The organism is Cupriavidus sp. 05T313, assembly GCF_056396665.1.
On sequence record NZ_JBFTLX010000088.1, the window covers coordinates 1 to 24,490 of the forward strand.

The 24,490-nt window shown below is 68.0% G+C and carries 15 protein-coding genes; 4 read left to right on the forward strand and 11 right to left on the reverse strand.

Features of this window, described 5'->3' with window-relative positions; genetic code table 11:
* Positions 1-208 (forward strand): hypothetical protein (locus tag AC1DKD_RS19710; RefSeq protein WP_477111967.1); only part of this gene is annotated, 208 nt, incomplete at its 5' end.
* Positions 209-403: 195 nt separating this feature from the next.
* Positions 404-1,213 carry a MipA/OmpV family protein gene (locus AC1DKD_RS19715; protein WP_441637123.1) on the forward strand — a complete coding sequence of 270 codons (810 nt, stop codon included), beginning with the start codon at positions 404-406 and terminating at the stop codon, positions 1,211-1,213.
* Between the two features lie 30 nt (positions 1,214-1,243).
* Here the strand turns inward: AC1DKD_RS19715 and AC1DKD_RS19720 are convergent, their stop codons facing one another.
* Positions 1,244-2,170: a DMT family transporter gene (locus AC1DKD_RS19720; protein ID WP_477143601.1), complete on the reverse strand. Its 927-nt coding sequence runs from the start codon at positions 2,168-2,170 to the stop codon at positions 1,244-1,246.
* 372 nt (positions 2,171-2,542) lie between these two features.
* Here AC1DKD_RS19720 and AC1DKD_RS19725 point away from each other — a divergent pair, with 372 nt between their 5' ends.
* Positions 2,543-2,860: a PadR family transcriptional regulator gene (locus AC1DKD_RS19725; protein ID WP_477143602.1), complete on the forward strand. Its 318-nt coding sequence runs from the start codon at positions 2,543-2,545 to the stop codon at positions 2,858-2,860.
* Between the two features lie 284 nt (positions 2,861-3,144).
* Here the strand turns inward: AC1DKD_RS19725 and AC1DKD_RS19730 are convergent, their stop codons facing one another.
* The 4 genes from AC1DKD_RS19730 to AC1DKD_RS19745 all read right to left on the reverse strand — a co-directional run bounded on the left by AC1DKD_RS19730 (position 3,145) and on the right by AC1DKD_RS19745 (position 10,387).
* Positions 3,145-4,164, reverse strand: coding sequence for a putative 2-aminoethylphosphonate ABC transporter substrate-binding protein (locus tag AC1DKD_RS19730; protein WP_441637126.1), 1,020 nt, complete (start codon positions 4,162-4,164; stop codon positions 3,145-3,147).
* A gap of 53 nt (positions 4,165-4,217) precedes the next feature.
* The gene (locus AC1DKD_RS19735; RefSeq protein ID WP_477143603.1) at positions 4,218-5,966 is read right to left on the reverse strand and encodes a putative 2-aminoethylphosphonate ABC transporter permease subunit; all 1,749 of its coding nucleotides are present in this window, start codon (positions 5,964-5,966) and stop codon (positions 4,218-4,220) included.
* A complete protein-coding gene (locus AC1DKD_RS19740; protein WP_441637130.1) occupies positions 5,963-7,063 on the reverse strand; it encodes a putative 2-aminoethylphosphonate ABC transporter ATP-binding protein in 1,101 nt (366 codons plus the stop codon). Before AC1DKD_RS19740 ends, AC1DKD_RS19735 begins: the two co-directional genes overlap by 4 nt.
* Positions 7,064-7,171: 108 nt before the next feature.
* Complete coding sequence (locus AC1DKD_RS19745) at positions 7,172-10,387, reverse strand: bifunctional diguanylate cyclase/phosphodiesterase (protein ID WP_477111968.1); 3,216 nt, start codon at positions 10,385-10,387, stop codon at positions 7,172-7,174.
* 286 nt (positions 10,388-10,673) lie between these two features.
* On the opposite strand from AC1DKD_RS19745, the gene AC1DKD_RS19750 reads away from it, so the two are divergent.
* A complete protein-coding gene (locus AC1DKD_RS19750; RefSeq protein WP_441637494.1) occupies positions 10,674-12,638 on the forward strand; it encodes a sensor domain-containing diguanylate cyclase in 1,965 nt (654 codons plus the stop codon).
* A 200-nt stretch (positions 12,639-12,838) separates the two neighbouring features.
* Here the strand turns inward: AC1DKD_RS19750 and AC1DKD_RS19755 are convergent, their stop codons facing one another.
* The 6 genes from AC1DKD_RS19755 to bcsQ all read right to left on the reverse strand — a co-directional run bounded on the left by AC1DKD_RS19755 (position 12,839) and on the right by bcsQ (position 24,450).
* Positions 12,839-13,174, reverse strand: coding sequence for a hypothetical protein (locus AC1DKD_RS19755; protein ID WP_035859003.1), 336 nt, complete (start codon positions 13,172-13,174; stop codon positions 12,839-12,841).
* A gap of 91 nt (positions 13,175-13,265) precedes the next feature.
* Positions 13,266-17,756: a cellulose biosynthesis protein BcsC gene (locus tag AC1DKD_RS19760; protein ID WP_477111969.1), complete on the reverse strand. Its 4,491-nt coding sequence runs from the start codon at positions 17,754-17,756 to the stop codon at positions 13,266-13,268.
* Positions 17,729-18,955, reverse strand: a complete 1,227-nt coding sequence (gene bcsZ / locus AC1DKD_RS19765; protein ID WP_477101872.1) for a cellulose synthase complex periplasmic endoglucanase BcsZ — start codon at positions 18,953-18,955, stop codon at positions 17,729-17,731. Before bcsZ ends, AC1DKD_RS19760 begins: the two co-directional genes overlap by 28 nt.
* 11 nt (positions 18,956-18,966) lie before the next feature.
* Positions 18,967-21,336: a cellulose biosynthesis cyclic di-GMP-binding regulatory protein BcsB gene (gene bcsB / locus AC1DKD_RS19770; RefSeq protein ID WP_477143604.1), complete on the reverse strand. Its 2,370-nt coding sequence runs from the start codon at positions 21,334-21,336 to the stop codon at positions 18,967-18,969.
* An 88-nt stretch (positions 21,337-21,424) separates the two neighbouring features.
* On the reverse strand, positions 21,425-23,680 hold the full coding sequence (bcsA, locus tag AC1DKD_RS19775) for a UDP-forming cellulose synthase catalytic subunit (RefSeq protein WP_477143605.1): 2,256 nt from the start codon (positions 23,678-23,680) through the stop codon (positions 21,425-21,427).
* Positions 23,677-24,450 carry a cellulose biosynthesis protein BcsQ gene (gene bcsQ / locus AC1DKD_RS19780; protein WP_035867614.1) on the reverse strand — a complete coding sequence of 258 codons (774 nt, stop codon included), beginning with the start codon at positions 24,448-24,450 and terminating at the stop codon, positions 23,677-23,679. Before bcsQ ends, bcsA begins: the two co-directional genes overlap by 4 nt.
* Positions 24,451-24,490: the final 40 nt, after the last annotated feature.

Here is a 24,490-nt window from a genome sequence, read left to right on the forward strand (position 1 = left end):
TGCGAAGCGAGCCGTCAAGGTGTACCAGGCCGTATGGGGCGCCTCGTCGGCAGGCAAAAAGAGCGGAAAAGAGGGGGCCATGTTTGAGTATCGCCTTAAGGCGATGCGAGTTTGGCCCCCGGCCGCTCTTTTTGTCTGCCGACGAGGAGGGGGTCGCCCCATCCGGCGCGCCTTCTTTGCCTACTTTCTTGGCAAGACAAGAAAGTAGGTCGCCGCCCCGCAGGGGTGGTGAAACTGCTTTGACTTTAAGCCTTTGAAGTTGAAGTTAAGGCAGTCCCAAGTCCCAATACCCCAGCAAAAAACCAACACGATCCCCCCGCCACGCCACCCCCACCACATCCAGCTAAAATCCCCCTGCCCCCCGCGCGCAGCGCGGCCCACAAACCGCTACCCCGCGCCCCCCATGCCCACCTACCCGGCGCCCCGCCACGCCCTCCTGGCTCTCGCCCTTTACCTGGGCACCACAGCCGCATGGGCCGCGCCCGAAATGCCCGACGTACCGGCTTCCACCGCTACCACCACCAGCAACTGGAAAATCTCCGCCGGCCCCGGCATCTACGTCGCACCGAAATTCCCCGGTGCCCGCGACTCGCTCATCTACCCGATCATCTACCAGGACATCGACTACAAAGGCCGCTTCTTCTCGCGCGGTTTCGATTTCCTAGGGATCTACGCCGTCAACAACGACATCTGGCAGGTTGGCGCGGATTTCCAGCTCGACCCGACCTGGCGCAAGAGCAAGGACGACAGCCGGCTGAACGGCCTGGGCGACGTCAACATGACCGTGCGGGCGCGGGCATTTGCGCAGGCACAGGTGTCGTTCGTGACCTTCTCGGCGGATGTCGCGCAGGATATCGCTGGCCAGGGACAAGGCCTGATCGCAAACGGCGACATACTGTTCAGCCTGCCCGCGGGTAAGTGGCTATTCACTTTGGGGCCGGGACTGACGTGGACCAACAGCAAGTACATGCAGACTTTCTTCGGTGTCACGGCGGACCAGAGCGCACGCTCCGGCTTGCCCACGCATGCCGTGGGGGCTGGCCTGCGCGAATGGCATGCGAATGGCATCGTCAGCTATGAAATCTCGCGCAACTGGTCCGCGCTGGGCTCGGTGACATTTGCACGGTTGCAGGGCGATGCGGCCAGCAGCCCTATCACCGAGCGGCGTCAGCAATGGACCGGCATGGGCGCGGTGACCTACCGCTTCCGCTAGCCGGCGGCCTTATGGCACGGCCCGCAGTCCTCAGGACCGGCCCGGCCCCGGCACTGCCGTGCCCCCGGCCGCGACCGGGGCGGTGGGCCGCAGCACCAGCCAGACGGCCAGCCCGATCAGCGCCCCGCCCGCCACATGCGCCCATGACAACTGCTCGCCAAGGAAAATGGCGCCCCAGACGATGCCGAACGGCGGGATCAGGAAGGTGACCGTCAGCGAGCGTACCGGTCCGAGGTCGGCGATCAGGCGGTAGTACAGGATGTAGGCGATGGCCGTGCAAAGCATCCCCACTCCGAGCATCGCCAGCCATACACCCGGCCCGGCAGCCGGCAACGTGTTTTCGCGCGCCAGCGCGATCGCGCAGAACGGCAGCAGGAACAGGCTCGCGCCAAACATGCTGCCAGTCGCCACCAGGCGGCTGTCCAGCCCGCCTTGCGCGGTGATCCAGCGCCGCGCAAGGAAGCCGGCCAGGCCATAGCAGGCGGTAGCCACCAGGCAGGCGGCGGCGCCGAGCATCACCTGCGGCGAAAACGCCACCGGACCGGTGCGGGTCAGCACCGCGACGCCGGCCACACCGAGGACGACCCCGCCGGCCTTGGGTAGCGTCAGGCGTTCGCCAAAGCACMGTGCGCCGATCAGGACACCCATCAGCGGCGTCATCGCATTGAACACTGCCGAGTAGCCCGCCGGCAGCCAGAGTGCCGCGAACGAGTACATGACGAAGGGGATGCCGGAGTTGATCACGCCCAGCGCCATGACCTGCCGCAACTTGCCCCGCATATCCCAGCGCACGCGCATAAGGGCCAGGCAGACCGCAAGGGTGATTGCGCCGATCAGTACACGCAGGAAGGCCGCGGTCAGCGGGCCGAGCACCGGCGCCCCGATCCGCAGGAACAGGAAACTGGCGCCCCAGATGGCGGCAAGGCTAAGCAGGCGAATCAGGTCTGCGGGTTTCATGTGAGGGCATCGAGGATGGTGTGCACGGATTAAACCCCGCAGCCGAAGTGGCCGCAAGCTGGTTTCGGACATCTCCCTGCCTGAAACAGGCGCCACGGCAAGGCACTGGAAACAGGCAAAAAAAGTGCCGCACAAGGCTCTCACATGTAAGATTGCAACGTTCATACCCTACTGATGAGGGGACGCCCACATGTGGTACGTGACAAGTCGTATTTAGTTATTTTAAAATCTGATCTGCGCCAGAGTTAATTGACCCCTCCGACGCATTCCCGACAAGCCGCCACTCACGTGGCGGCTTCTTTTTTTGCGGCGCACGGTTCACAACTATAAATCAACGTCAACCGCAACGGGAGATGCCGCGTTTGCAGCGTCATGAAACGACAGTTCCTTGGCTTGCTAGCCCGCATCTACGTCCTCCAATTTGCCGTCGAGGTGCCGGCCACCGTGGCCATGCTGGCCGAGATGCTGATGGAGTACGGCTTCCAGGTCGACATCGGCACCGTCCGCCCCTTGCTGCGTGCCTTGCAGATGGAAGGCTATCTCGAGAGCGTCCTGCGCGACGGCATTGGCCGCGTCTACCTGATCACGGAGCGTGGCCGGGAAGAGCTGCAAAGCAGCCGCGCCCACGTCGACGATCTCCACCGCCGGCTGYACTCCCGCAACAATCCTTCGGAAATCTCCCACAGCTGATTGCCCCGGAGGCCGGCCAACGATATTGGCCGCCCCCCTGGCGCCGCCACAGCCCGGTGTCGGCGCGAGCCCGTACTGGCTTCTCCGATCGCGTTTCCCCCGTACACGTCCCCCCCGCAAAATCGCCCCATGCAGGATCGCTTCGCCGCAATGCTGCATGCGATGCATAACGTACCCGTTTCTGCGTGAGGCAACATGCTTCGCGTCAATGAAGACGGCCCGGCGAGGCCGGCGCGCGGTTGCACCGGCCGCACCGGGCCTGCTGACTGACCGCTCTTGCTGGCTTACTTCTTCTCTGCCTTGCCTTCGTAGCGCTTGCTCCATTCGGCGAGGATGCGATCGCGATTGGCGCTGGCCCAGTTGAAGTCGTTCTTGATCAGGCGCTTCTCGTAGTCGGCCGGCAGCAGCGGATCCGGTTTGGCGATGCCCGGAATGGCCAGGACCGCGAAATTCTTCTCGTACAGCGCCATGGCCTCGGACGAGGCGGAGAAGTCGGCGAGCTTGCGCGCGGCGTCCAGGTTCCTGGTGCCCTTGATGATCGCGGTGGCCTCGATGTCCCAGCCCAGTCCTTCGGCGGGCAGCACGATATCGATCGGCGCGCCTTCCTTCTTGGACTTCATGGCGCGGTATTCAAACGCGATGCCGATCGGGAACTCGCCCTGGGCGGCCATCTTGCAGGGCTTGGAGCCGGAGTGCGTATACAGGCCGATGTTCTTGTGCAGGGCGTCCATGTAGGACCAGCCCTTCTGCTCGCCCATCATCTGCAGCCAGGCGCTGACATCCAGGTAGCCGGTGCCCGACGACGCCGGGTGCGGCATGACGATCTTGCCCGCGTATACCGGCTTGGTCAGGTCGGCCCACGACGTGGGCTTGGGCAAGCCCTGCTTCTGTGCCTCGATCGTGTTGAAGCAGATCGCCGCGCCCCATACGTCCATGCCGACCCATGCCGGCGGGTTGGCGGCGCTGCGGTATTGCGCATCCACCGCGGCCAGGTTCTTGGGCGCGTAGGGCTGCAGCATGCCTTCCTTGTCGAGGATGGCGAGGCTGGAGCCCGCCAGGCCCCACACCGCATCGGCGCGCGGCGCGGCCTTCTCGGCCAGCAGCTTGGCGGTCACGATGCCGGTGGAATCGCGCACCCACTTGATCTCGATCTCGGGATTGGCTTTTTCGAAGGCAGCCTTGTAGGCGGCAATCTGGTCGGCTTCGAGCGCCGTGTAGACCGTCAGCACGGTGCTGGCATGGGCGGCGCCGGCCAGCAGCGAGAAGGCGGCCACAGCGGTGGCGGTGCGGAACAGGTGAGGCATGGTTTCTCCTTGGGATGCGTGTCTTGGTGTCGGGCAAACAGGGTTGGCAGGTCTCAGCCTTGCGGCGCGCGCCAGGCTTGGGTGCGCCGCAGCCAGCCGCGCGCGGCGCCCATCAGCAGCAGGCAGGCCAGCGCGGAGGTCAGCAGGATCAGCGTGGACATGGCCGCCGCCGGCGCGGTGTCGCCGGCATCGTCCATGTTCAGCACAGAAATGGCGGCCAGCACGGTATCCGGGCTGTAGAGGAAGACCACGGCGGACACCGTGGTCATCGCCGAGACAAAGAGGTAGCGGAAGATATCGATCAGTGCCGGCAGGCAAATCGGCACCGTCACGCGCCAGCAGGTGACCAGCGGCGCCACGCCGAGCGAGAGTGCCGCGGCTTCGAACTCCGCATCGAGCTGGCGCAGCGCGGCGGCGGCAGTGAGATGGCCCGTGGTGTAGAAGTGCGCCACGTTGCAGATCACCAGCAGCGTCATGGTGCCGTACAGCGTGTGCAGCGGATTGGACGGCGCGTTGAAGAAGAACACATAGCCCAGCCCGAGGACCAGGCCGGGCACCGCCATCGGCAGCACAAAGCCTGCCCGCAGCACGCCATGCAGCCAGGCCGGCCCGCGCGTGCGTTCGGTCAGCCAGGCGCCGAAGAAAATCGCCAGCGTGCCCGCCAGCGCGGTGAGCGCGGCCAGGCGCAGGCTGTTGCGGTAGGCCAGCCAGCCGCCGCCGTCCATATTGTCGAAGTCGTAGTGCGCCAGCGTCAGCTGCAGGTTGTACGGCCACAGCTTGACCAGCGAAGCGCCCACCGCCGCGGCCAGCACAGTCAGCAGGAGCGYCCCGGTCACGATCACCACGAGCGTGCAGCAGGCGTCGCGCAGCGGGTCACGGCCAGGCACATAGACCTGCGCGCGGCTCGACATCTGCGCGCGCTGGCGGCGCTGCATGGCGATATCCACACCGAAGGTCAGCAAGGCCGGCAACAGCAGCAGCATGCCGATCAGCGCGCCGCGCGCGAACTGCTGCTGGCCTACTACCGCCTTGTAGGCTTCCAGCGCCAGCACCGGGTAGCCGCCGCCCACCACCTTGGGCACACCAAAATCCGTCACTACCAGCGTCAGTACCAGGCAGGCCGCGCCAAACAGCCCGTGGCGGGCCCCTGGCAGCGTCACCGTCAGGAACGTCCGCCACGGCGAAGCGCCCATCGCGCGCGCGGCCTCGTACAGGCGCGCGTCTGCCAGCGAGAGCGCCGCGATCAGCACCATCAGCGCGTGCGGAAAGGTGTAGAAGGCCTCGCCCAGCACGATGCCCCAGAAGCCATAGATGCCGCCCGCGCCAAACGCGCCTTTGAAAATGCCCTGGTTGCCGAACAGGTAGACCAGCGCGATGCCCGGCAGCAGCGAGGGCGCAAACAACGGCAGCAGTGCGATGCCGCGCCACAGCGGCTTGAAGGCGATACGCGAACGCTGCAGCGCATAGGCAAAGCCGAAGGCCAGCGGCACCACCAGAGCGGCCACGGTCAGGGAGACGGCGAGACTGCGCCCCAGCAGCGGTACGAAATTGGGATTGGCTGCAAGCTCCGCCATGCGCGCGGGAAGGGCCCAGTGCCCGGCCTCGTCGAACCAGGCTTGTCCGAACAGCGCCAGCAGCGGAAGCGCCAGCGCCACGGCCAGCGCTGCCAGCCAGAGCCATTTCATCGCGGCGGGCGCGCCGTGGGCGATGCGGTCCGCCAGGCTGCCGGCGCCGCGCGCGCGGCTGGCGATGGTGGCAGCATCGTTCGCTTTGGCGGCGGCCACGGGCAACGCGCGCGTCATGCGAACACCTGCAGCGCCTGGCTCGGCAGCGACACCCAGAACTTGTGGCTGCCCTGCGCCGGCAGCAGGTGGCGTTCCTCGCGCAGTACGTCGGCGAACAGCGTGATGCCCGGCAGGCGATCGGCCTCCAGCATCAGGCGGTAACGGCTGCCCAGGTAGGTCTGGTCAACGATGCGCGCCAGCAAGCGGTTAGGCTCGCCGTCGGCAGGGTGCAGCCGGACCGCTTCCGGCCGGCAGCACAGGCGAACGGCGCCATCGGCGACCTCGCCGGCGCGGGCCGGAGAAACCGCCAGCTCAAGCTCGCCCACGCTGAAGGTGTCGCGCCCGCTGAGCCGTCCCGCCAGCCAGTTGGCCTGCCCGATAAATTCAGCGACGAAAGGCGACGCCGGGCGCTCGTAGATTTCGCCGGGCGTGCCGACCTGGGCGATGCGCCCGCCCTCCATCACGGCGATGCGGTCCGCCATCGCCATGGCTTCTTCCTGGTCGTGCGTGACCATCACGGTGGTGATGTTCAGGCGGCGCTGCAACTGGCGCAGTTCCAGCCGCAGGTGCTCGCGCACGCGTGCGTCGAGCGCCGACATCGGCTCATCGAGCAGCAGCAGCGAGGGCGCCGGCGCCAGCGCGCGCGCCAGCGCCACGCGCTGCTGCTGGCCGCCGGAGAGCTGCCCGGGAAACTTGCGCTCGCTGCCGGCCAGCCCCACCAGCGCCAGCATTTCACCGACGCGTGCCTCGCGATGCGCGCGCCCCATGCCGCGGCCCTGCAGGCCGTAGGCTACGTTCTGCGCCACGGACAGGTTGGGAAACAGCGCATAGGACTGGAACAGGATGCCGTAGTCGCGCGCTTGCGGCGGCAAGCCGGTCAGCTCCCGCCCGCCGGCGTGGATGCGCCCACCGTCTTCACGCTCCAGCCCGGCGACGATCCGCAGCAAAGTGGTCTTGCCGCAACCCGACGGGCCGAGCAGGCACAACAGCTCGCCTTGCGGCACCGACAGCGAAACACCATCCAGTGCCTGGAAACCGCCTGCCCCGCCGAAACGCTTGCCTACCCCTTCGATCGCCAGGAACGCGCGCTCCGGCACGGACTCACCTGCTTGCATGAACAACCCTCTGCGCTTTGGTAACAGCGGGCAGCATAGGGAAACCGGATGCCAGGCGTGTGGCAGCCGGGCAAAGAATCCCGATAAGGGTATTGGCGGATTTTGGGGTCAGTGGCCTGTCGGCACAGCTTGCACCTTGGCGTGCATCGTCGCTTTCCCACCCGCCGCGCAGATCTCCATCAGGCCGGCGAGCGGCACCGGCTGCCAGAACAGGTAGCCCTGTACCGCGTCGCAGCCCCGGTCGCGCAGGAAGGCGAACTGCGCCGGCGACTCCACGCCTTCGGCCACCACCTGCAGATTCAGCTGGTGCCCGAGGGTGATGATGGCGGACGCCACCGCCTGGTGATGTTCATCATGGGCCACGTCGTCGACAAAGGATTTGTCGATCTTGAGCTTGTCGATCGGCAGCCGCGTGAGGTAGTTCAGGCCCGAATAGCCGGTGCCGAAATCATCGATCGACAAGCCCACGCCGAGCGCGCGCACGCGCTCGAAGGTATCGATGGTCTTGCTGCCACCCTCGATCAGGATGCCCTCGGTGACCTCGATGGTCAGGCTCGCGGCCGGCAGGCCGGCCGCCGCCAGGCATTGCGTGACCATGGCGGGAAACCCGGCCTGCCGCAGTTGCAGCGGCGAGATATTCACCGCCACCTCCAGGTCCAGCCCGAGGCTGGTGCGCAACTGCTGGATCTCGCGGCAGGCCGTGGCCAGGATCCATTCGCCCAGCGGCATGATCAGGCCGCTCTCTTCGGCGATGGGGATGAACTCGGCCGGCGGGATCACGCCGCGCTCGGGCGTGTCCCAATGAATCAGCGCCTCCACGCCGAGGATGCGCAAGCTGGCGGCATCGACGATGGGCTGGTAGCGCAGCCTGAAGGCTTGCGCGGCCAGCGCGCGCCGCAGCAGCCCCTCGATGGTGAAACGCGCCATCGACGCCTCCGCCATTTCGCTGGAGAAGCGGCTGAGTTGCGCGCCACCGCCACGCTTGGCTGCGTACATGGCGGCATCGGCGTTCTTGAGGAGGTCTGCAAGGTTGTCGCCGTCATCCGGACAGATCACCATGCCGATCGAAGGCGTCACACGCAGCCGCTGGTTGCCCAGTTGCAGGTCTTCCGACAAGCGCGCCAGGATCTTGGCGGCGACCAGCTCGGCCTCGCTGTCCTGGCTCACCGGGTCGAGCACCACCACGAACTCGTCGCCGCCCATGCGCGCGACGAGGTCGGCGTGGCGCACGGCGGCCTTGAGGCGGTCGGCGACGATGCGCAGGACCTCGTCGCCGATGTGGTGGCCGAGCGATTCGTTGATGCGCTTGAACTGGTCGAGATCGAGCAGCAGGAGCGCGATGCGCTCCCCCTTGCGCAATGCGCGCTGCAGCACCAGCTCCGTGCGTGCATGGAGCTGGGCACGGTTGGGCAAACCCGTGAGGGCGTCGTGATGCGCCAGGTGCCGGATATATTCGTCGGCACGCTTGCGCTCCGTCAGGTCATGCGCGATAGCGAGATAACCGCCGGCGTTCAGCCCCGCGATGACAGCGCCGCCGGCTACGGCAGCCGCCGGCGTATCGTCCGAGGCGCCTGGGGCGCGCGCCTCGGGCAGGGCGCTCAGCGTCAGCTGCACCGGCAAGCGCGAGCCGCCCTTGCGGACATAGGTCCACTCTTGTTCATCGGCCAGCCCAAGGCGCGCCTTGCCGACCACGGCAGGCAAGCCTGCGGCGACCGGCTCGCTCAGCTCGTTCGTCAGCGCGGCAGCGCGCACCGCGACCTCCCGGGGGTCGAGAAGATCGAGAAAGCGCATGTGCCCGGCCACCTCGCCGGCCTGGTACCACAGCATGCGCTGGGCGGCGCGGTTGATGCCCGTCACCAGGCCGTCGCGGTCGAAGGTAATGACGCTAAGCGCCGTGTGGTCAAGCACGCGTGCGCTGCGCTCGGCCTGCTCGGCGGCAGCCAGTTCGGCGCGGCGGATGGCGCTCAGGTCGGTCACCACCCACATCACGCGGCCGGGACCGGCGGCGGGCACTGACGTCACCGCTACGCGCACGGGAAAGACCGTGCCATCGGCCTTGCGGGCGCGGGTCTCGCGCCGCCCGTCCGGCGCGGGCAGCATGGCGGCGTCAGGGAGCAAGGTGGCAATGGGCGTACCGGCGAACTGGTCCGCCGCCTTGCCGAACAATGTCGTGGCAGCGGCACTGGCGATCTGGACCTGGCCATCGGCATCGCACACCAGGAAGGCATCGGTGGCACTGGCCAGGCCCGCGCGCTGCAATGCGGCGTCCGCCTGCCGGCCCTGGCGGGCCCGCGCCGCGAGCCGCCACGCCCTGTCCCGCTGCCGGGCCAGCACCAGGACCAGCCACGCCGCCATCAGCGTCGCCGCCAAGCCGCCCGCCAGCGTCAGCCGGGAGCGCCGCGGGCGATGCGCCGTCTCGAAGGCTGGCAGGGGGGCGGCACGCAGGGTCCAGATCCGGCCGCCGAATGTCAATTCGCGCTCTGCCTGCTGCTCCGGCGCCGGCGCGGCCGCCGCCACGGGCTCCGCGTCGCCGGCCAGCAGCGCGCCGGGCCGGGTGTCGCGCCCGTCATAGAGCGTCAGCGACAAGGTGCCGGCGGCGGGCAAGCCGACGCTGCGCAACAAATCCTCCAGGCGCAAGGACGTATAGACGTAGCCGGTCACGGCCAGCTGGCGCTGGACCGGCGTGTTCAGCGGCAAGCCGCTGCCGTACACCGGCAGGTAGAGCACCGCGCCGCGTTGCGGCGTCTGCGTTTCGTTCTCGTGCACGAGTTCCACGCCGGTGGTCAGGCGCACCTCGCCGCTGTTGCGGGCAGCCTCGGCGGCGGCCCGGCGCACGGGGTCCGAGAGGATGTCGAAGCCAAGCGCCCGCGTGTTGCGCCCGGCGAAGGGCTCGACATAGACAACCGGCGCGTACACGTCGCGCGGGCCCAGCGGGTAGACCTCGAAGCCTGGCTGGCCCTGGTGACGTATCGTCTCGACCAGCCAGTCGAGCTCCCTGGGAGGGGTCAGGCGCGCATAGCCGATCGATTGCGTGCCGGGCGGCAGCTCRTCCAGTTGCGTGGTGTACAGGTAGTTGCGCCATTGCTCGCGCGTGGCGACGGGATCGGCGGCGAACAGCCCCGCGGTCCCGCGCAGCAATTGCTCGTTCTCCTGCAGGCGCCGTTGCAAGGCCGTAAAGACCGGCGAGAACAACGCATCGAAATCGTCGCGCACTACCCGGTCCTCCAGCGTGCGCATGCCGTACCAGGCGCCGCCCGTGGCCAGGGCGCCGGTAGCGGCAACCAGCAGGGATAGCAAGACGGGCGAAAGTGAGGGCAGTTTCATGAACAGGGGGAGCGGATGGGAGCCCTCGACGGCCTCACCCTGCCGTCGCAGGGCTTCGAGCCACTATACCGTGACGTCAACGGCTCGCCCACCCCCGGCATCCCGGAGTAACGTGCGGCGCCACACGCACTCGCGCGGCACGCCCCGCGCGCCCATCCGGACTCGCGCGGGGCAGGCGCTTGTGGTAGGGTTGGCGGGCCCGCAAGCCTGCCGGAGCCCGACTCCGGCAGCTACGCGGGCCGGCCGGCCAGAAGGCACGCGCCATTCCCCGACACCGCCGGCTCGCATGCCCCAAGTTTCGCTTTCCCTGAAGGCGCGTCTCGCGCTGATTTCCACGGCGTTCGCCGCCGTACTTGGTACCGGCATCGTGCTGGCTTCGCTCTATTATGCGCACGACGACCTGCGCGCCGCGTTGCAGGACCAGCAGGACTCCATCGTCAAGCTCGCCTCAAACCAGCTCGACACCGCGATGGAAGACCGCATCACCCTGCTATCCCACGTGGCCCCGCAGCTCGCCGGGGAGCTCGGGCGCCCCGGCAACGAGCTGCGCCGCCTGCTGGAGCGGCGGATTCCCGTTCCGGGCACCTTCAATTCGTTCATGGTGGCCGATGCCCAGGGCCGCATCCTGGCCCACGACGGCGTGCCAGTGAACGTCGGCGACCGCGACTACTTCCGCGAGGCCGCGCGCACCCTGGAGCCGGTGATCACGCCGCCCATCCGCGCCCGCATCAATGGCGCGACCGGGGTGCTGGTGGCCGTGCCGATCGTCTCCCCGCAAGGTGAATTCGTCGGCCTGCTGGGGGGCTGGCTCGACCTGTCGAGCGCCAACTTCCTGGTGGAAATCACGCACAACCGGCTTGGCACCACCGGCTTCTATTGCCTGGTATCGGCCGGGCGCATGCCGGTCTACGTGCGGCACCCGGATCCGGGCATGACAGCGCAACCGGCACGCGCGCTGGGCGACACCTGTGGCGTCTATGATCGCAGCAGCGCTATCGAGTTTCTCTCGCCTTTCAGGCCGCTGATTTCCCGCTACCTGATGGAGAGCACGGGATGGGAGCTGGTGGCGGTGCTGCCCGCGCGCGAGGCCTTCGCCCCGCTGCATGCCATGCAGGCGCGCTTCCTCGGGCTGGCCTTGCTGGCGCTGGCGGTGGTGGCGCTACTGATCTGGCTGACCCTGCGGCACCTGCTGGCGCCGCTCACGCGCCTGCACCAGGTGGTACGCGACAGCGCCCGTGACCTTGCCGCCTACGAACGGCTGCCGGCACTGCAGAACGACGAGATCGGCGATCTCGCGCGCGCCTTCGGGCAGTTGATGCAAGACGTGCGCGAGCGGCGCGAACAGCTCGACCTGAGCGAGCGCCAGCTGCGCGCGGTCACCGATACCCTGCCCGCGCTGCTGGCCTTTGTCGGGCCCGACGAACGCTATGTCTTCAACAACCTGGCCTATGAGCGGACCTTTGGCATTCCGGTGCAAACGCTGCGCGGCATGACCGTGCGCGAGGTGATCGGCGAAACCCGCTATGCGCGCGTCCGGCCGTTCCTGCAAAATGCCTTGTCCGGTACCTCGGTAACGTTCGAGGTGGAGGAAAGCGATCCCGAGTACCGCTGCATGGAAACCAATTTCCGCCCCGAATGGAGCGCCGACCGCAGCCAGGTGATGGGCGTGCACGTGCATGTGCAGGACGTGACCCAGCGCAAGCTGGAGACCATGCGGCTATCGCGCATCTCCCGGCTGGATCACCTGACCCAATTGCTCAATCGCGGCGCCTTCGAGTCGCTGTTGCAGGCGGCCATGGCGCGCAGCCGTGAAGATGGCCGGCTGATGGCGCTGCTTTACCTGGACATGGACCGCTTCAAGGCCGTCAATGATTTCCACGGCCATATCACCGGCGACCTGCTGTTGCAGGCCTTCGGGCGGCGGCTGCTGCGCTGCGTCCGCGAACGCGACACCGTGGCACGCCTGGGCGGAGACGAGTTCGCCGTGGTGCTGGAGGATATCGGCGCTGCCGCCAACGCGCGGCGCATCGCCCAGGCCATCGTGCATTCGGTTGGCCGGCGGTTCTTTATCGACGGCGTGTTCGCGGATGTCGACGTGAGTATCGGGGTGGCGCTCTATCAGGGGGCGCCGATGCCGGACCAGGAGCTGATGCGGCAGGCCGATACGCTGCTCTATCGTGCCAAGGCCGCGGGGCGCGGGCGGTTCGAGATGGGGCCGGATGCGCTATTGGGGGAAGGGGACGAGGACTGAGGCCAGGGCCGCGGCACGGCTTGCACAGCGTCGCGAAGCACGGCATCACCCCGATTGACTTGCCCCGCCGCCCGCGGCGCTTCGGAAAACGGATGTCGGCGATGGTCCGCGTGGGCGCCAGCACCCGGGCGCGGCAGGTCAATGCAAGCGCCTTTACTTTGCCGCCGCTTCCCTTTACTTGCCTTGCGGCGGCGCTGCGCCTACTCCTTCCCCTCGTTGAATGGCACGTGCTTGCCGTCCCGCGACTGATACCCAAGCTTGGTATCCGCCCCCATCATCCTCTCCCACGCCACCATCGCATCGGCCACGGCATTGGGCTCGCCCTTGAACACGAGCACATCGTTCCCGCAATTGGGACACTGCCCGCCAAACACCGCATCGATGCCACGCAGGTTAGGCGCATCGATCGCATCGAAGGTGCTGAACGCCGTCTTACACGAGCCGCACACCAGTTGCGCGGGCCGCAGGCCCTCAAGCCGTGTGCGTGCCTGCTCGGCACGCTCTGCCTGGCTGCCCCGTCGTTTTGCTTCACCCATGATGAACTTCCTTCCACAGCCTGTTTGCTGCGCTCTCACTTGATTGATGGATCGTCGCGCGCCCGGCTCCTCCGTATGGTCCCGTGCCCATTCAAAACGGCACCGGGCCAATCGCCGATTGCGGCGCTACCGGCGGGAACGCGATCTGGCCGGTCTGGCGTTGCAGCGAATAGCGCACGTAGACGCCGGCATACCACTGGCTGTAGTCACGCGCGTTGTCGAGCCCGACCAGGCCACCCACAAACAGCTGCTGGGCCGCCTGGTACTCCACCGAGCCAACCAGATTGTAGGCCACGCCAGTCTTGGACTGGCCCGGATATACCGCCTTGGTCGAGCTGGTCAGGCCGGCCTTGAAGGCCGTCGCCGCCGCGGCATTGGCGGCCGACTGGGCGCCGGCATCGGTCGGGAAATAGTTCGAATCATCCTCGCGGAAGGCCTGCATGCCGAGCCCGCCGCGCACATTGTAGGCCAGCCGCCCGCTGCGGCCCGCCAGCGAGAGCGGCACCGTCACGGCGAAGTACGTCTGCGGGCTGAAATAACCGCCCTGCCCAAACGTGAAGTAGCGCAGGTTGTCCGAGTAGCCCATCGAGGTGAAGTTGACGCCGCTCATCAGCCGCTGCTCGGCGTTGTCGATCAAGCGCAGGTAGAAGCCACCGCCCCCTTCCCAGCGGTTGTTGCGCATGACGTTGTGCCCGGTCAGCACGCCGTAGCCGCCATAGCCGTAGAGGCCGAAGAGGCCATCGTCCCAACCAAGGTCGACGCGGCCGCCGCTGTTCATCACGCCACCCCACTGCAGGCCGACGCGATCGTCGCTGACGCCCGCGTAGGACAGCAGGCTGTCCGTCACGGGCCGGCGCGACGCGCCCAGCGACAGCGTGGTGCGCTGCGTCACCGGCAGGTTGAGGCGAGCGCCGGCGTTAACGTCGGTATAGCGGAAGCCCAGTGGCGTGCTGCCGATATCGGCCTTGAAATTGTCCGACTCGTAGGCCACACCGAGCGCCACCCCAAAAGCGTTCTGCGAGCCTGGCGAAGTGGACTGCAACGGCGTGCCATTCAGGTTGACCGGCGCCCCTCCCACCGGGAAGGCCAGCGGACCGCCGCCAAATCGCGAGGCGCTGTTGTAGTCGCCGCCCACCGAGCCGGCGTCGAGCGCGACCGGCGTCACCCGTGCCACCAGCTTGCCATTGCCGGCGGCCATCTTGGCTTCTGCCACCACCTGCATTTCGGTGAGCTGGCTCATGCCAGAGTCGCCGTTGCGTCCACGCAGCGTGGGGCCGCCAGCAAAGGTGCTGCTGCGCTGCGCCTCGATCTCGCGCAGTTCTTCTTGCGCGGTCTTGGGCCCCACCGGATTCGCCTGCGAGTCGGCATCGGCCAGCCAGGGCGCGCGAGACTGCGCGCCGATCGGCTGGCGCGCTGGCGCGGCGGGCACGGGTGCCGCCGCGTAGCCGCCGGCCGGCGCCGCGTATTGCGCCCCTGGATACTGGGGAGCCGCCGCAGCCTGCGGGGCCGGATACGGTACGCCGGGCTGCTGGGCGGCCTGCGCGTTGCCCGGATAGGCCGGATAGGCCGGATAGGCCGGGGCCGGCGCCGGGTAAGCGGCATAGCCTTGATTGGGCTGCGTGGCCTGGTTAGCCGCCTTGGTGCTGCCGCGCGTGCTCTTGCCACGCGTGCCGGCGGTGCTGGAGGGGGCCTGCGCCGGGGCGGGCGCCTGCTGCGGATAGTAGGCTTGCGGCTGCTGGATCACGGGAGCCATCGGCTGCCCGCCGGCGGACACCGGCGCCGGGATATAGGGCTGCGAGGGCTGCCCGCCTGCATTCATCATCACCGGCGCCGGGATCATCGCGGGCTGGGGCGCCGCCACGGCACGGCTGGGGCCTGGCACAACCGGATAGGGCGCTTGCGAGCCGGGCGGCGGCAACTGCGAGCTATCGCGCTGGCCGGGCAATCCGACAAACGGGTTGGACGGCACGCGGTCAAAGCCCGCGCCACCCGGGCGTGCGGAGCCGCTCGAAGTGCCCAGCGCGTTCTCGGCGGCCACCGCCGCGCGGAAATAGTCCGCCGCGCGCGAGGTCTTGCCCTCGGCGCGGTAGAGCCGCCCGGCGGCGGTCAGCACCTTGGGCGAGTTGGGCGCCTGCGCCAGCGCCATCTGCAGCGTGCCTTCGGCCCAGCTGTATTCCTTGGCGGCGGTGGCGGTGCCGATGGCCGCCAGCATCAGGTCGAGGTTGCGCGGATCCTTCTCCAGCACGCTCTCGTACAGCGTCAGTGCCTTCTTGTTCTCGCCGGCCTGGGCGTACATGCGCGCCAGGCTGGCACGCACGGCGCCGTTGCCCGGACGCTCGGACAGCGCCGGCGCCAGCATGTCGTAGGCGGCCACCAGGTCGCCGCTCTCGGTCAGCGCGTCGGCCTGCCGCACGATATAGGCCACGCGCAGGTCGTCGTAGTCGCGGCGCTGCGATGCGCTCATGCTGGCGTTGGCGAGCTGGCGCAGCACGCCGGCCAGTTCCACGTCCTGTTTGGTCTTGAGCAGGATGGCCGCGTACTGCAGTTGCATGCCGACATCCGGGCGCACCGTGCGGCTCATCACGTTGCGCATCAGCGACAGCGCGCGCGCCTCGTCGCCGGCATCGGCGTAGGCCAGCGCCAGCGCGCCAAGCTGGTCTGCGTCCTGCTGGGCGTAGCGCTCGGTCTGTTGCAGCACGCCAAGCGCGGCGGCTTGCTGGCCGGCGGCGGCGAGTCCGCTGGCGCGGTCGGCTTCGGCGTGCACCCACAGGCGACGCTGCAGGGTGCCCATGTCACGGGTGCGGTTCTGCGGGGGAATACGCTCCAGCGCGTCCAGCCCGCTTTGCCAGTCGCCGGTTTCGGCGGACAGCAGCGCGCTGGCGTACAGCGCGTCAGGCATATTGGGATTGGACAGCAGCAAGCCGTCCATGACGCTGCGCGCCTGCTCCTTCAAACCCATCGCGGCATAGGCGCGCGCCACGTCCAGCCGTACCCACGGGTTGGTGGGATCGGCCGCCATGGCATCTTCCAGCGCGCGGCGGGCGCCGGCGGTATCGCCGCGCTGCAGCGCGGCGCGCGCCTGGCCGCGCGCTTCTTCCGCGCGCAGCTTGCCCAGCGAGCCAACCTTGTCCTGCTGGGCCGGCGTCAGGTTCTGCACGATGGCGAGCGCTTCGGCGCTCTTGTTCTGCGCCGCCAGCACGCCGATCAGGCCGCGCGTGGCATCGGGATTGTCGGGCTGTTGCTTGAGCACCCGCCGGTAAGCCGCTTCGGCCTGGGCGTACTGGCCCTCCTCGGCCATCACRTCGGCCAGCGCCACCTGCGCCGAAGGCTCGCGCGGGTCGAGCCTGATCGCGCGCTCCAGCAGGCTGCGTGCCTCGACGCGATTGCCCGCGCTGCGCGCGGCGCTTGCCTGTTCGGACAGCAGCCAGTACGTGGCGCTGTTCTGCGCGCTGCGGTAGCGCCCGCCCGCGCCATGCTTGGCAGCCTGGTCGAGAAAGTCCACGGCCTCGGCGAACTTCTCCTGCTTGAGCCGCAGCACGCCCATGCCGCCGAGGGCATCGGCGTCGCCGGGGTGTTGGGCCAGCGCGGCCTGGAAGCGTTCGCCGGCGCGCTCGAGGTCGCCGGCATCCATCGCGTCGAAGCCCTGCTGCACGATCTGGCGCACCGGGTTGCTGGCGGCGCCGGCGACCTGCGTGGCCTGCTGCTGTTGCTGCTGACCCTTGATCGCATCGAGCTTGGCGCGGATGGTGGCATCATCGGGATGGCTTGCCAGCCATGCCTGGTACATCGGCGCGTCGGCCGGGCGGCCGCCCAGCCAGGTCAGTGCCCGGCGCCAGCTCTCGCTGGCCGCGGCCGCTACGTCGCTGCTCTTCGAGAGCGCTTCAAGCTGGCGGATACCGTCGCGCCGGGTGGATTCGCGATAGGTCAGGTGTTGCGCCAGCGCGAGCTGGGCACGGTTGTCGGAAGGATTGGCGCGCGCCAGTTGCTCGAGGCCCTTGCGCGCCTCTTCCCAGCCTTGCGCGGTGCCGCCCAGCGTCTGGTAGTACTCCAGCGCCAGGTTGCCTTGCGGTACCGCGCCGCCCGCGGCCTGCTGGTAGCGCTTGACCGCTTCCTCGCTTTGGCCGCTGCGCGCCAGCTGGCGCGCCTGCTCGACCTGCCTGGTCTCGCCGCCGCTGCTGATCACCTGCGTCAGGCGCGCCACCAGCGGTGAGTTGGGCTGCGCCTTCTTCAGGCGCTCAAGGTAGGTGCGCGCACCGTCGGCGCGGCCCGCTTCGGTTTCGGCCACACCCATGCCGTACAGGGCTTCGGGCTGGTTCGGGTTAAGCCGCAGGATTTTCTGCCATGCTTCGGCGGCGCGATCGCTGCGCCCACGTTCCTGCCAGTACTTGCCCTGGTCCACCAGCAGCTTGACCGGGTCCTCCTGCGCGGTGGCTGCCGCGGCAAATACCGTCAGCAGGCTCAGCACCAGCGTCTTGGCGCGCAGGCCCCTGGCCCGCGCGGCGTCGCCGGAATTTGCCAGTCCGTGCGTCGCCCTGGATGCGGTCGCGCCTCCGGTCATGGCCGGGCGCTTGCGGTTCGACATGTCTTCTCCCACTCCAGCTCCAGTTGCCCCGAAGGCGCGAACCGGAAGCGGCCTTCGGCAAAGCCGAGGCCAAATAATCCCAATACGGTGTCGTAATACATGGCGGCGGGCTTGCCTTGCGCGGCATCGAGCATCGACTCGGCGCGCGTGCGTTGCACCGCTGCGGCCGGCGATCCCGCGGCCTGCAGGAAAGGCACCAGCGCGGCGGAGAAACCTGTCGGCCCTTCGCCTTCCAGCACGCCGCTGTCGGCGTGCATGCGCTCGGGCGGCGCGGCGCGCCCGGCCATGCGCTGCGCCTGCGGCGCCAGCGCCTTCATCAGCACGCGCCCGGCGGCGTCGCCGCGCGGCGTCATGCCGGCCCAGAGATAGACACGGATGGCATCGTAGCTGCTGACGTCGCCCTTGTCGGGGTCGGCAACAAAACCGCTGCCGGCATTGTCGCTGCGATAGGCCGACCAGTCCGGCACGATGCCCTGCCGGGCCACCGCCTCAACCAGCCTGCCAGTCTGCGTGGCCAGCGTGCCCCAGGGGCCGGCCGGCTCCGCGGCGGCCAGGCGGCGCAGCAGCGGGACGGGCAGGTAGCTGGCATTGAGGCGCCATTGGCGCGGGCCATCGGCCTTGCCTTGTGCGAAGCCCTGCGGCCCCGGCAACAGCATGGTGCCGAAGCCCGGCAGCGACACGACTTCGTGCTGCGCCGCCAGCTTGAGCAGYGCGCGCGCCGATTCGGCATAGCGCGGCTGGCGCCACAAGCGGGCAGCCTCGAGCAGGGCGAAGGCGAACCACAGGTCGGCGTCGGAGGCCGGATTGGCATCGATCACGCCCCACGAGCCGTCGGCGCGGTGGCCCCATTGCCAGGCGGGCAGCTTGTCCTGCAGGCTGCCCGCGCCCAGGTTGGCAATGCTCCACTGCCAGAGCCGGTCGAAGGTGGCGCGGTCGTTGGCCACCAGCGCGAACACCATGCCGTAGGACTGGCCCTCGGAGGTGCTTTGCTGCTCCTTGGTGGAAGGATCGACCACGCGCCCATCGGCCTGCACGAACCGCGACAGGAACTGCTGGTATAGCGGCCAGGCGCAGGCGGCGGGCGCGGCAGGCCTGGGCGTCGCCGCCCCTGCAAGCGCGGGCCAGCCGCCCAGTGCCGCCAGCGCGCCCAGCCCGGGCAGGCCAGCCAGCCAGCGGCGGCGCGGTTGATTCACGCGCAGTTGGTTCACGCTCACTTGTCTTCTCCCCGCTTGCGGCGGGCCGCGCGTGCCCGCAGCGACAGGAAGAGCAAGGCGGCCAGCAGCAGCGCGGACCCGCCGATCATCAGCACCATGGCCAGGGGCCGCTGCGAGAGCCACCACTGCACATAGGTCCAGGGCGGCAGCTTGCCCACGTAGTAGTTCTGCTGGGCCGCCAGGCTGTCGATCTCCTTGCCGCGCACCAGGGCCAGGCTGCCCTGCACGTTGGCGACCTGGTCGGGATCGAGCAGTACCTCCGTCATCGCCAGCAAGCCTTGCGGCGCGTTGCTGGTGACCGCGACCACGCTGCGCCCGGACGCCAGCGGCGACTCGAAGGCGCTGAGCGCGGCGTCGGTGCTGGCGCTGCTGATCGACATCCGTGCTTCCAGCGAACGGTTGCGCGTGCCGTCCGCGCCGTTCCACCAGCCTGCTACGGTCGAGACAATATCCGTCAGCGAGAAGCGCTTTTCATTGCCCCCCAGCGACACCGGCATGCGCTCGGCCCACTGCGTGAACAGCGGCTGGCTCTGCGTGGTGCCGATCACCAGCAGATCGCGCGCGGACTGCTTGTCGACCTGCGCCGCTACGCTCACGGCCACGCCGGTAGCGGGATAGCCGGTGGACTCACCCATGCGCCCCATCAGCGTGAGATAGGTCGAATAGTCCTCGGCGGCCGGATTGTCCGGCAGAATCACCGCGGTCTCGGACAGATCGGCCATCCGCGTGAACGGGAAGCCGCTGTTGCCGAACACCGCCAGGTCGGGCAGCGCGATAAAGTGCGGCAGTCCGGAGATGTTGAGGGTCGAATCCGGATCGATGGCGCCCTTGACGTTGTCGAGCAGCACGTCCTTGCAGGCACCCTGCTTGAGATAGTCGTAATAGAAGTGGAACTGCAACTGCGAGTGCGCGGGCAGCATGAACAGCGGCAGGTCGATGTGTTCGCTGACCGGCACCGAGCCATCCGGCAGCACCTTGGCCAGCAACTGGCTGGCGCGGCCATCCTGGTTCTTCACCGAGCGTAGCGGWTAGGCACGCAGGAACTGGTTGCTGACGTTGATATTGAGCGTGGACTTATCCACCACCGGGCGCGGCGTATAGCGGTACTTCAGGTCGATCGGGATGCCCTTGGTGCGCCAGCCGAACAGGTCGGGCGGCAGGCGGAAATTCACGCGCACAAGGTCGGGGTTGTAGCCCGAGACGTTGAGGTCGCGCACTTCGGCGAGTTCGCCGAAACGCACCGGCCGGTCGCTGCGGATCCAGTTCGGCGCGTCGTAGGGCACGCGCGGCGCCACGTCTTCGAGCTTGTTGATGGTGGCACTCTGCCCCGACAGCGCGCGGGCGCCGAGCGTGAGCGCTCGCGCCGCGGTCTTCAACTCGGCGCTGTCGCGCCCCATCACCAGCAGCAGCTTGGCGTTGGCATCGCCCGGATTGGGCACCACCGCGATCGACGGCCCGTTGATGGCGGGCACCTGCACGCCCGCTGGCTTTTCCTCGTTGGTAGCGAACACCACCGCATTGCCTTTGGCCGGCACCTGGTTCAGCGTGGCGGCAAACGATGCGCCGCGATAGCCGGCCAGCGCGCCGAACCACGACGAGACGGTTCCCGCCGCTTCCAGCGTGGCCAGCGACGGCGCGCCGGCGAATACGAAGGGCAGCCTGAGGCGGCCGACGTCGCGGCGATCGAAGAACGGCAGCGGCAGCAGCGACAGCTCGTTGGCCAGTGCCAGCGGCGTCAGCGTGAGTTCCAGCACGCTGCTATTGCCGACGGTGGCCCACAGGCTGGAGTGGAAAGGATCCTCGCAGTCGGTGGTGTAGTGGCCGATCAGTTGCAGGTTGAGGCGGTTGAACTCGGAGATCAGCCGCGGATCGATCGGCACCTCGCGCTCCAGGCTGGTGCCAGCGGTCTCCTTGGGCACCGGTACGGTACCGGCGACCTCGCCGTTGACCATCACGTTGATATGCGACAGCGCCGGTATCAGCGCGGGCGAATAGGTGTATCGCAACTTGAGCCGGGCCGAGGTCACGATCTCGTCGGCGCGGACCGAGAACGGCACGCCATTGATGGCGTCCACGCCGCGCAACTGGAAGGGCGCGGTGGCGCCCAGTTGCTTGAGCGTGAGCTGGAGGGTGCGCGCGCCGCTGCGGGGCGCGCCCGTGGCGGCCTGCGCGGCGCTGGCGGCAGGCGCCTGCGCCGCTACGGCGTCACGTGTGGCATCGGGCACGCCGGCGCGCTGGGCGCCAGYCGGGTTGACCGTCAGCATGGCGAGCGCGAGCAGCGCACCCAGGCGGGTCAATGCTGGCAAGCGCGCGGGTGGCCTTGTGGACAAGCGTGCGGGCAGGCGTGGTGTCTTGGTCAAACGCATTCTCTTCTTTCTTGCCAGTGGTCCGGTGCGTGGTCAGATCGCCGCTCCCCATGGGGCGGGGAAGCGGCACGTGGGCCGCTCAGGCCAATCAGTTTGCGGAGGCGCCAGGTTCGGGCCGCCGCAGCAGGCGGCGCATTTCTCGGCCCAGGTGGAACATCACATTATGGAAACCGAGCAGGCCGATGCGCAGGATCTGGCCGGCGGCCAGCCCCGGCGCATCCACACGCTTGCGGCCCCAGGAATCGATCCACGCGTCGGCACGCGCGAAGGTGCATTGCACGAAGGCCAGTTCCTCGCGCGGACTCATCTCCGCCAGTTCCAGGCCAGTGTGCGTCTCGCCCTGGAACACCACCTTGGCGGGGAATATGTGTTCGTCGTCCTGCAGGTAAAGCGATATCTGCACCGGCTCGCCCACGGTGGCCTTCATGCCCGGCGGCAGCCGCATGCCGATGCCGCCTTCGGCAAAGTCGATGGTTTCGCACACCAGCGCGCGGCCATCGGCGAAATGGAGCGTGGCGGGCAGCTTCATCGCAACCCGGTGCGCCACGCGGATCTGGCGCGTCTCGCTGGCGACAGCGATGGRGGCACCAAGGATGATCAGGTTGTAGAACGTCCAGATCAGGTTGAGCACGACCGTGGTGGCCTCGAACTGATTCCACAGGAACAGCCGCAGGAAACCCACCACCACGCCCAGCAGGTTGAACAGCAGCAGCACCAGGTAGGGCCGTGATATCACCCAGTCGAAGTAGGCTTCCTCGATCACCCCGCCCTTCGGCGTCACGTTGAACTTGCCGGCCGCGGGGTTGACGAAGGCCACCAGCACGGGACGCATGATGTACCAGGCCAGCACGGATTCGTAGACCTCGTTCCAGAACGAATGCCGGAACTTGCCCTGGATGCGCGAGTTGGTCATGTTCGCGTGCAACAGGTGGGGCAGCGCAAAGATCGCGATGGTCAGCGCCGAGGCCTGGATCACGTGGGCGCCGAACAGCAGGTAGGCCAGCGGCGCGGTCAGGAACACCAGCCGCGGCAGGCCGTAGAAGAAGTGCAGCATGGCGTTCAGGTAGCACAGCCGCTGCGGCAGCGACAGCCCGGGCCCGAACAGCGGATTGTCGACCCGGCAGATCTGCGCCATCCCGCGCGCCCAGCGGATGCGCTGGCCCACGTGCCCGGACAGGCTCTCCGTGGCCAGCCCCGCGGCCTGAGGGATCGCCAGGTAGGCGGTACCGTAGCCCTTGCGGTGCAGCTTGAGCGCGGTGTGGGCGTCCTCGGTCACGGTTTCCACTGCGATGCCGCCCACTTCCAGCAGCGGCGCGCGGCGGATGATGGCGCACGAACCGCAGAAGAAGGTGGCGTCCCACAAGTCGTTGCCGTCCTGCACCAGGCCATAGAACAGCTCGCCCTCGTTAGGCACCTCCTGGAAGGTGTGCAGGTTCTTCTCGAACGGATCGGGCGAGAAGAAATAGTGCGGCGTCTGCAGCATGGCCAACTTGCGGTCCTTGATGAACCAGCCCATGCAGATCTGCAGGAAGGACCGCGTGGGAATGTGGTCGCAATCGAAGATCGCCACATACTCGCCGTGCGTGCTCTTGAGCGCTTCGTTGATATTGCCGGCCTTGGCGTGGCGGTTGTGGTTGCGCGTGATGTGGGTGACGCCGACCTTCTCGCAAAATTCGCGGAATTCATCGCGCCGTCCGTCGTCCAGCACGTAGACGTTGATCTTGTCTCGCGGCCAGTCCAGCGACATGGCGGCGAACACCGTCGGCTTCACCACCGACAGCGGTTCGTTGTAGGTGGGGATGAAGATATCCACGGTGGGCCAGCTGGCGACGTCCGCAGGCATCGGAACCGGGCGGCGCTTGAGCGGCCAGGCGGTCTGGAAGTAGCCCAGCATCAGCACCACGAAAGCGTAAAGCTCGGCCAGCACCAGGCCGATGCCGAAGGCGGCGTCGAACCAGCCACCCAGCCCCACGGTTTCGGTCAGCCGCCAGTACATATAGCGGCTGGAAGCCGCGATCGACAGCACCACCATCATCAGGGTGGCAAGGTGCCCCTTGACCTTGTTCAGCCACACCGCCAGCGCGAAGCACACCGCGGCAAACCCGACCTGCTGCCAGAAATCCAGCGGCACGGTGACCACCAGCGCAAACATGGCCAGGCCGCACAGCAGCGCAAGCCACCGCGCAGGGGCACTGTCCCACAAGGGAAGCTCGACGAAAGTCGTGCCGAACCGCTGCAATAGGGACGACAGCCCGTTGGGCTTGTCCTGGTCCTGGTTCTGGTCCTTGCCTTTGGCCCGCGCGCTCTTGGGCGCGGCAGTGGCTATTGCCTTGGCTGGCTTCACGCGGCTTCTCCGTGGGCGGCCAACGCTTTCCGTATCCACGCAGCGCAGCGCTGCAGGTCGTGCGTGGCCTGGCTGTGAGGGTTGTATTCAAGCACGCTGCGATCGTAGGCAAGCGCCTCGGCCACGGCCTGGTCCTGGTGGATCACGCCCAGCACGCGCTCGCCGAGCTGGGCGCGCAGCACCTGCACCACGTCCTTGCCGAGCTGGCGGCTCACGTCGACCTGGTTGATCACCAGCACGTGGCCCAGGAAATCCGGCCGGCCCTCGCAATAGGTGCGGATCAGGTCTTCCATCAGGGGCAGCGTGGCGTAGGACGCCGCATCCGGCAGCGACACCATCACGCACAGCCGCGCACACGACAGCACCTGTCGCATGTAAGGCGACGGACCGGGCGGCGTATCGATCACGACCACGTCATCGCGACCCAGGCCCAGCGCGGCAAGCTCGGTGCGCAGCCAGCCCGGGTGGGTGGCCAGGTGCGCTTCAAACGCGGAGCGGTCCGCCTCGTTCAGCGCGCCGAACGGCACCACCAGCACGCGCGAACGGCCTTTGTACATGCTCTGCTGCCAGGCTTCGCCAGCCAGGGTCGCCCGCGCATGGCCCGCGACCTCCTGTGGCGGCATGCCGAAGTGCAGGCGCAGGGCATTCTGCGGATCCAGGTCGACGGCAAGTACATTCTCGCCGGCAACGGCAAGCGCTTCGGCCAGGTTGGCCGACAACGTGGTCTTGCCCACGCCGCCCTTGGCCGAAACTACAGCAATGATCTTCACGAGCGATTCAGCCGATCAAGAAAGGAGCGGCGCGCCGGCG

What these genes read in the sequence shown, in the direction of transcription:
- AC1DKD_RS19715 (WP_441637123.1), top strand. Translation starts at nt 404, where the DNA reads ATGCCCACCTACCCGGCGCCCCGCCACGCCCTCCTGGCTCTCGCCCTT.
- AC1DKD_RS19730 (WP_441637126.1), bottom strand. Translation starts at nt 4,164, where the DNA reads ATGCCTCACCTGTTCCGCACCGCCACCGCTGTGGCCGCCTTCTCGCTG.
- AC1DKD_RS19740 (WP_441637130.1), bottom strand. Translation starts at nt 7,063, where the DNA reads ATGCAAGCAGGTGAGTCCGTGCCGGAGCGCGCGTTCCTGGCGATCGAA.
- AC1DKD_RS19750 (WP_441637494.1), top strand. Translation starts at nt 10,674, where the DNA reads ATGCCCCAAGTTTCGCTTTCCCTGAAGGCGCGTCTCGCGCTGATTTCC.
- AC1DKD_RS19755 (WP_035859003.1), bottom strand. Translation starts at nt 13,174, where the DNA reads ATGGGTGAAGCAAAACGACGGGGCAGCCAGGCAGAGCGTGCCGAGCAG.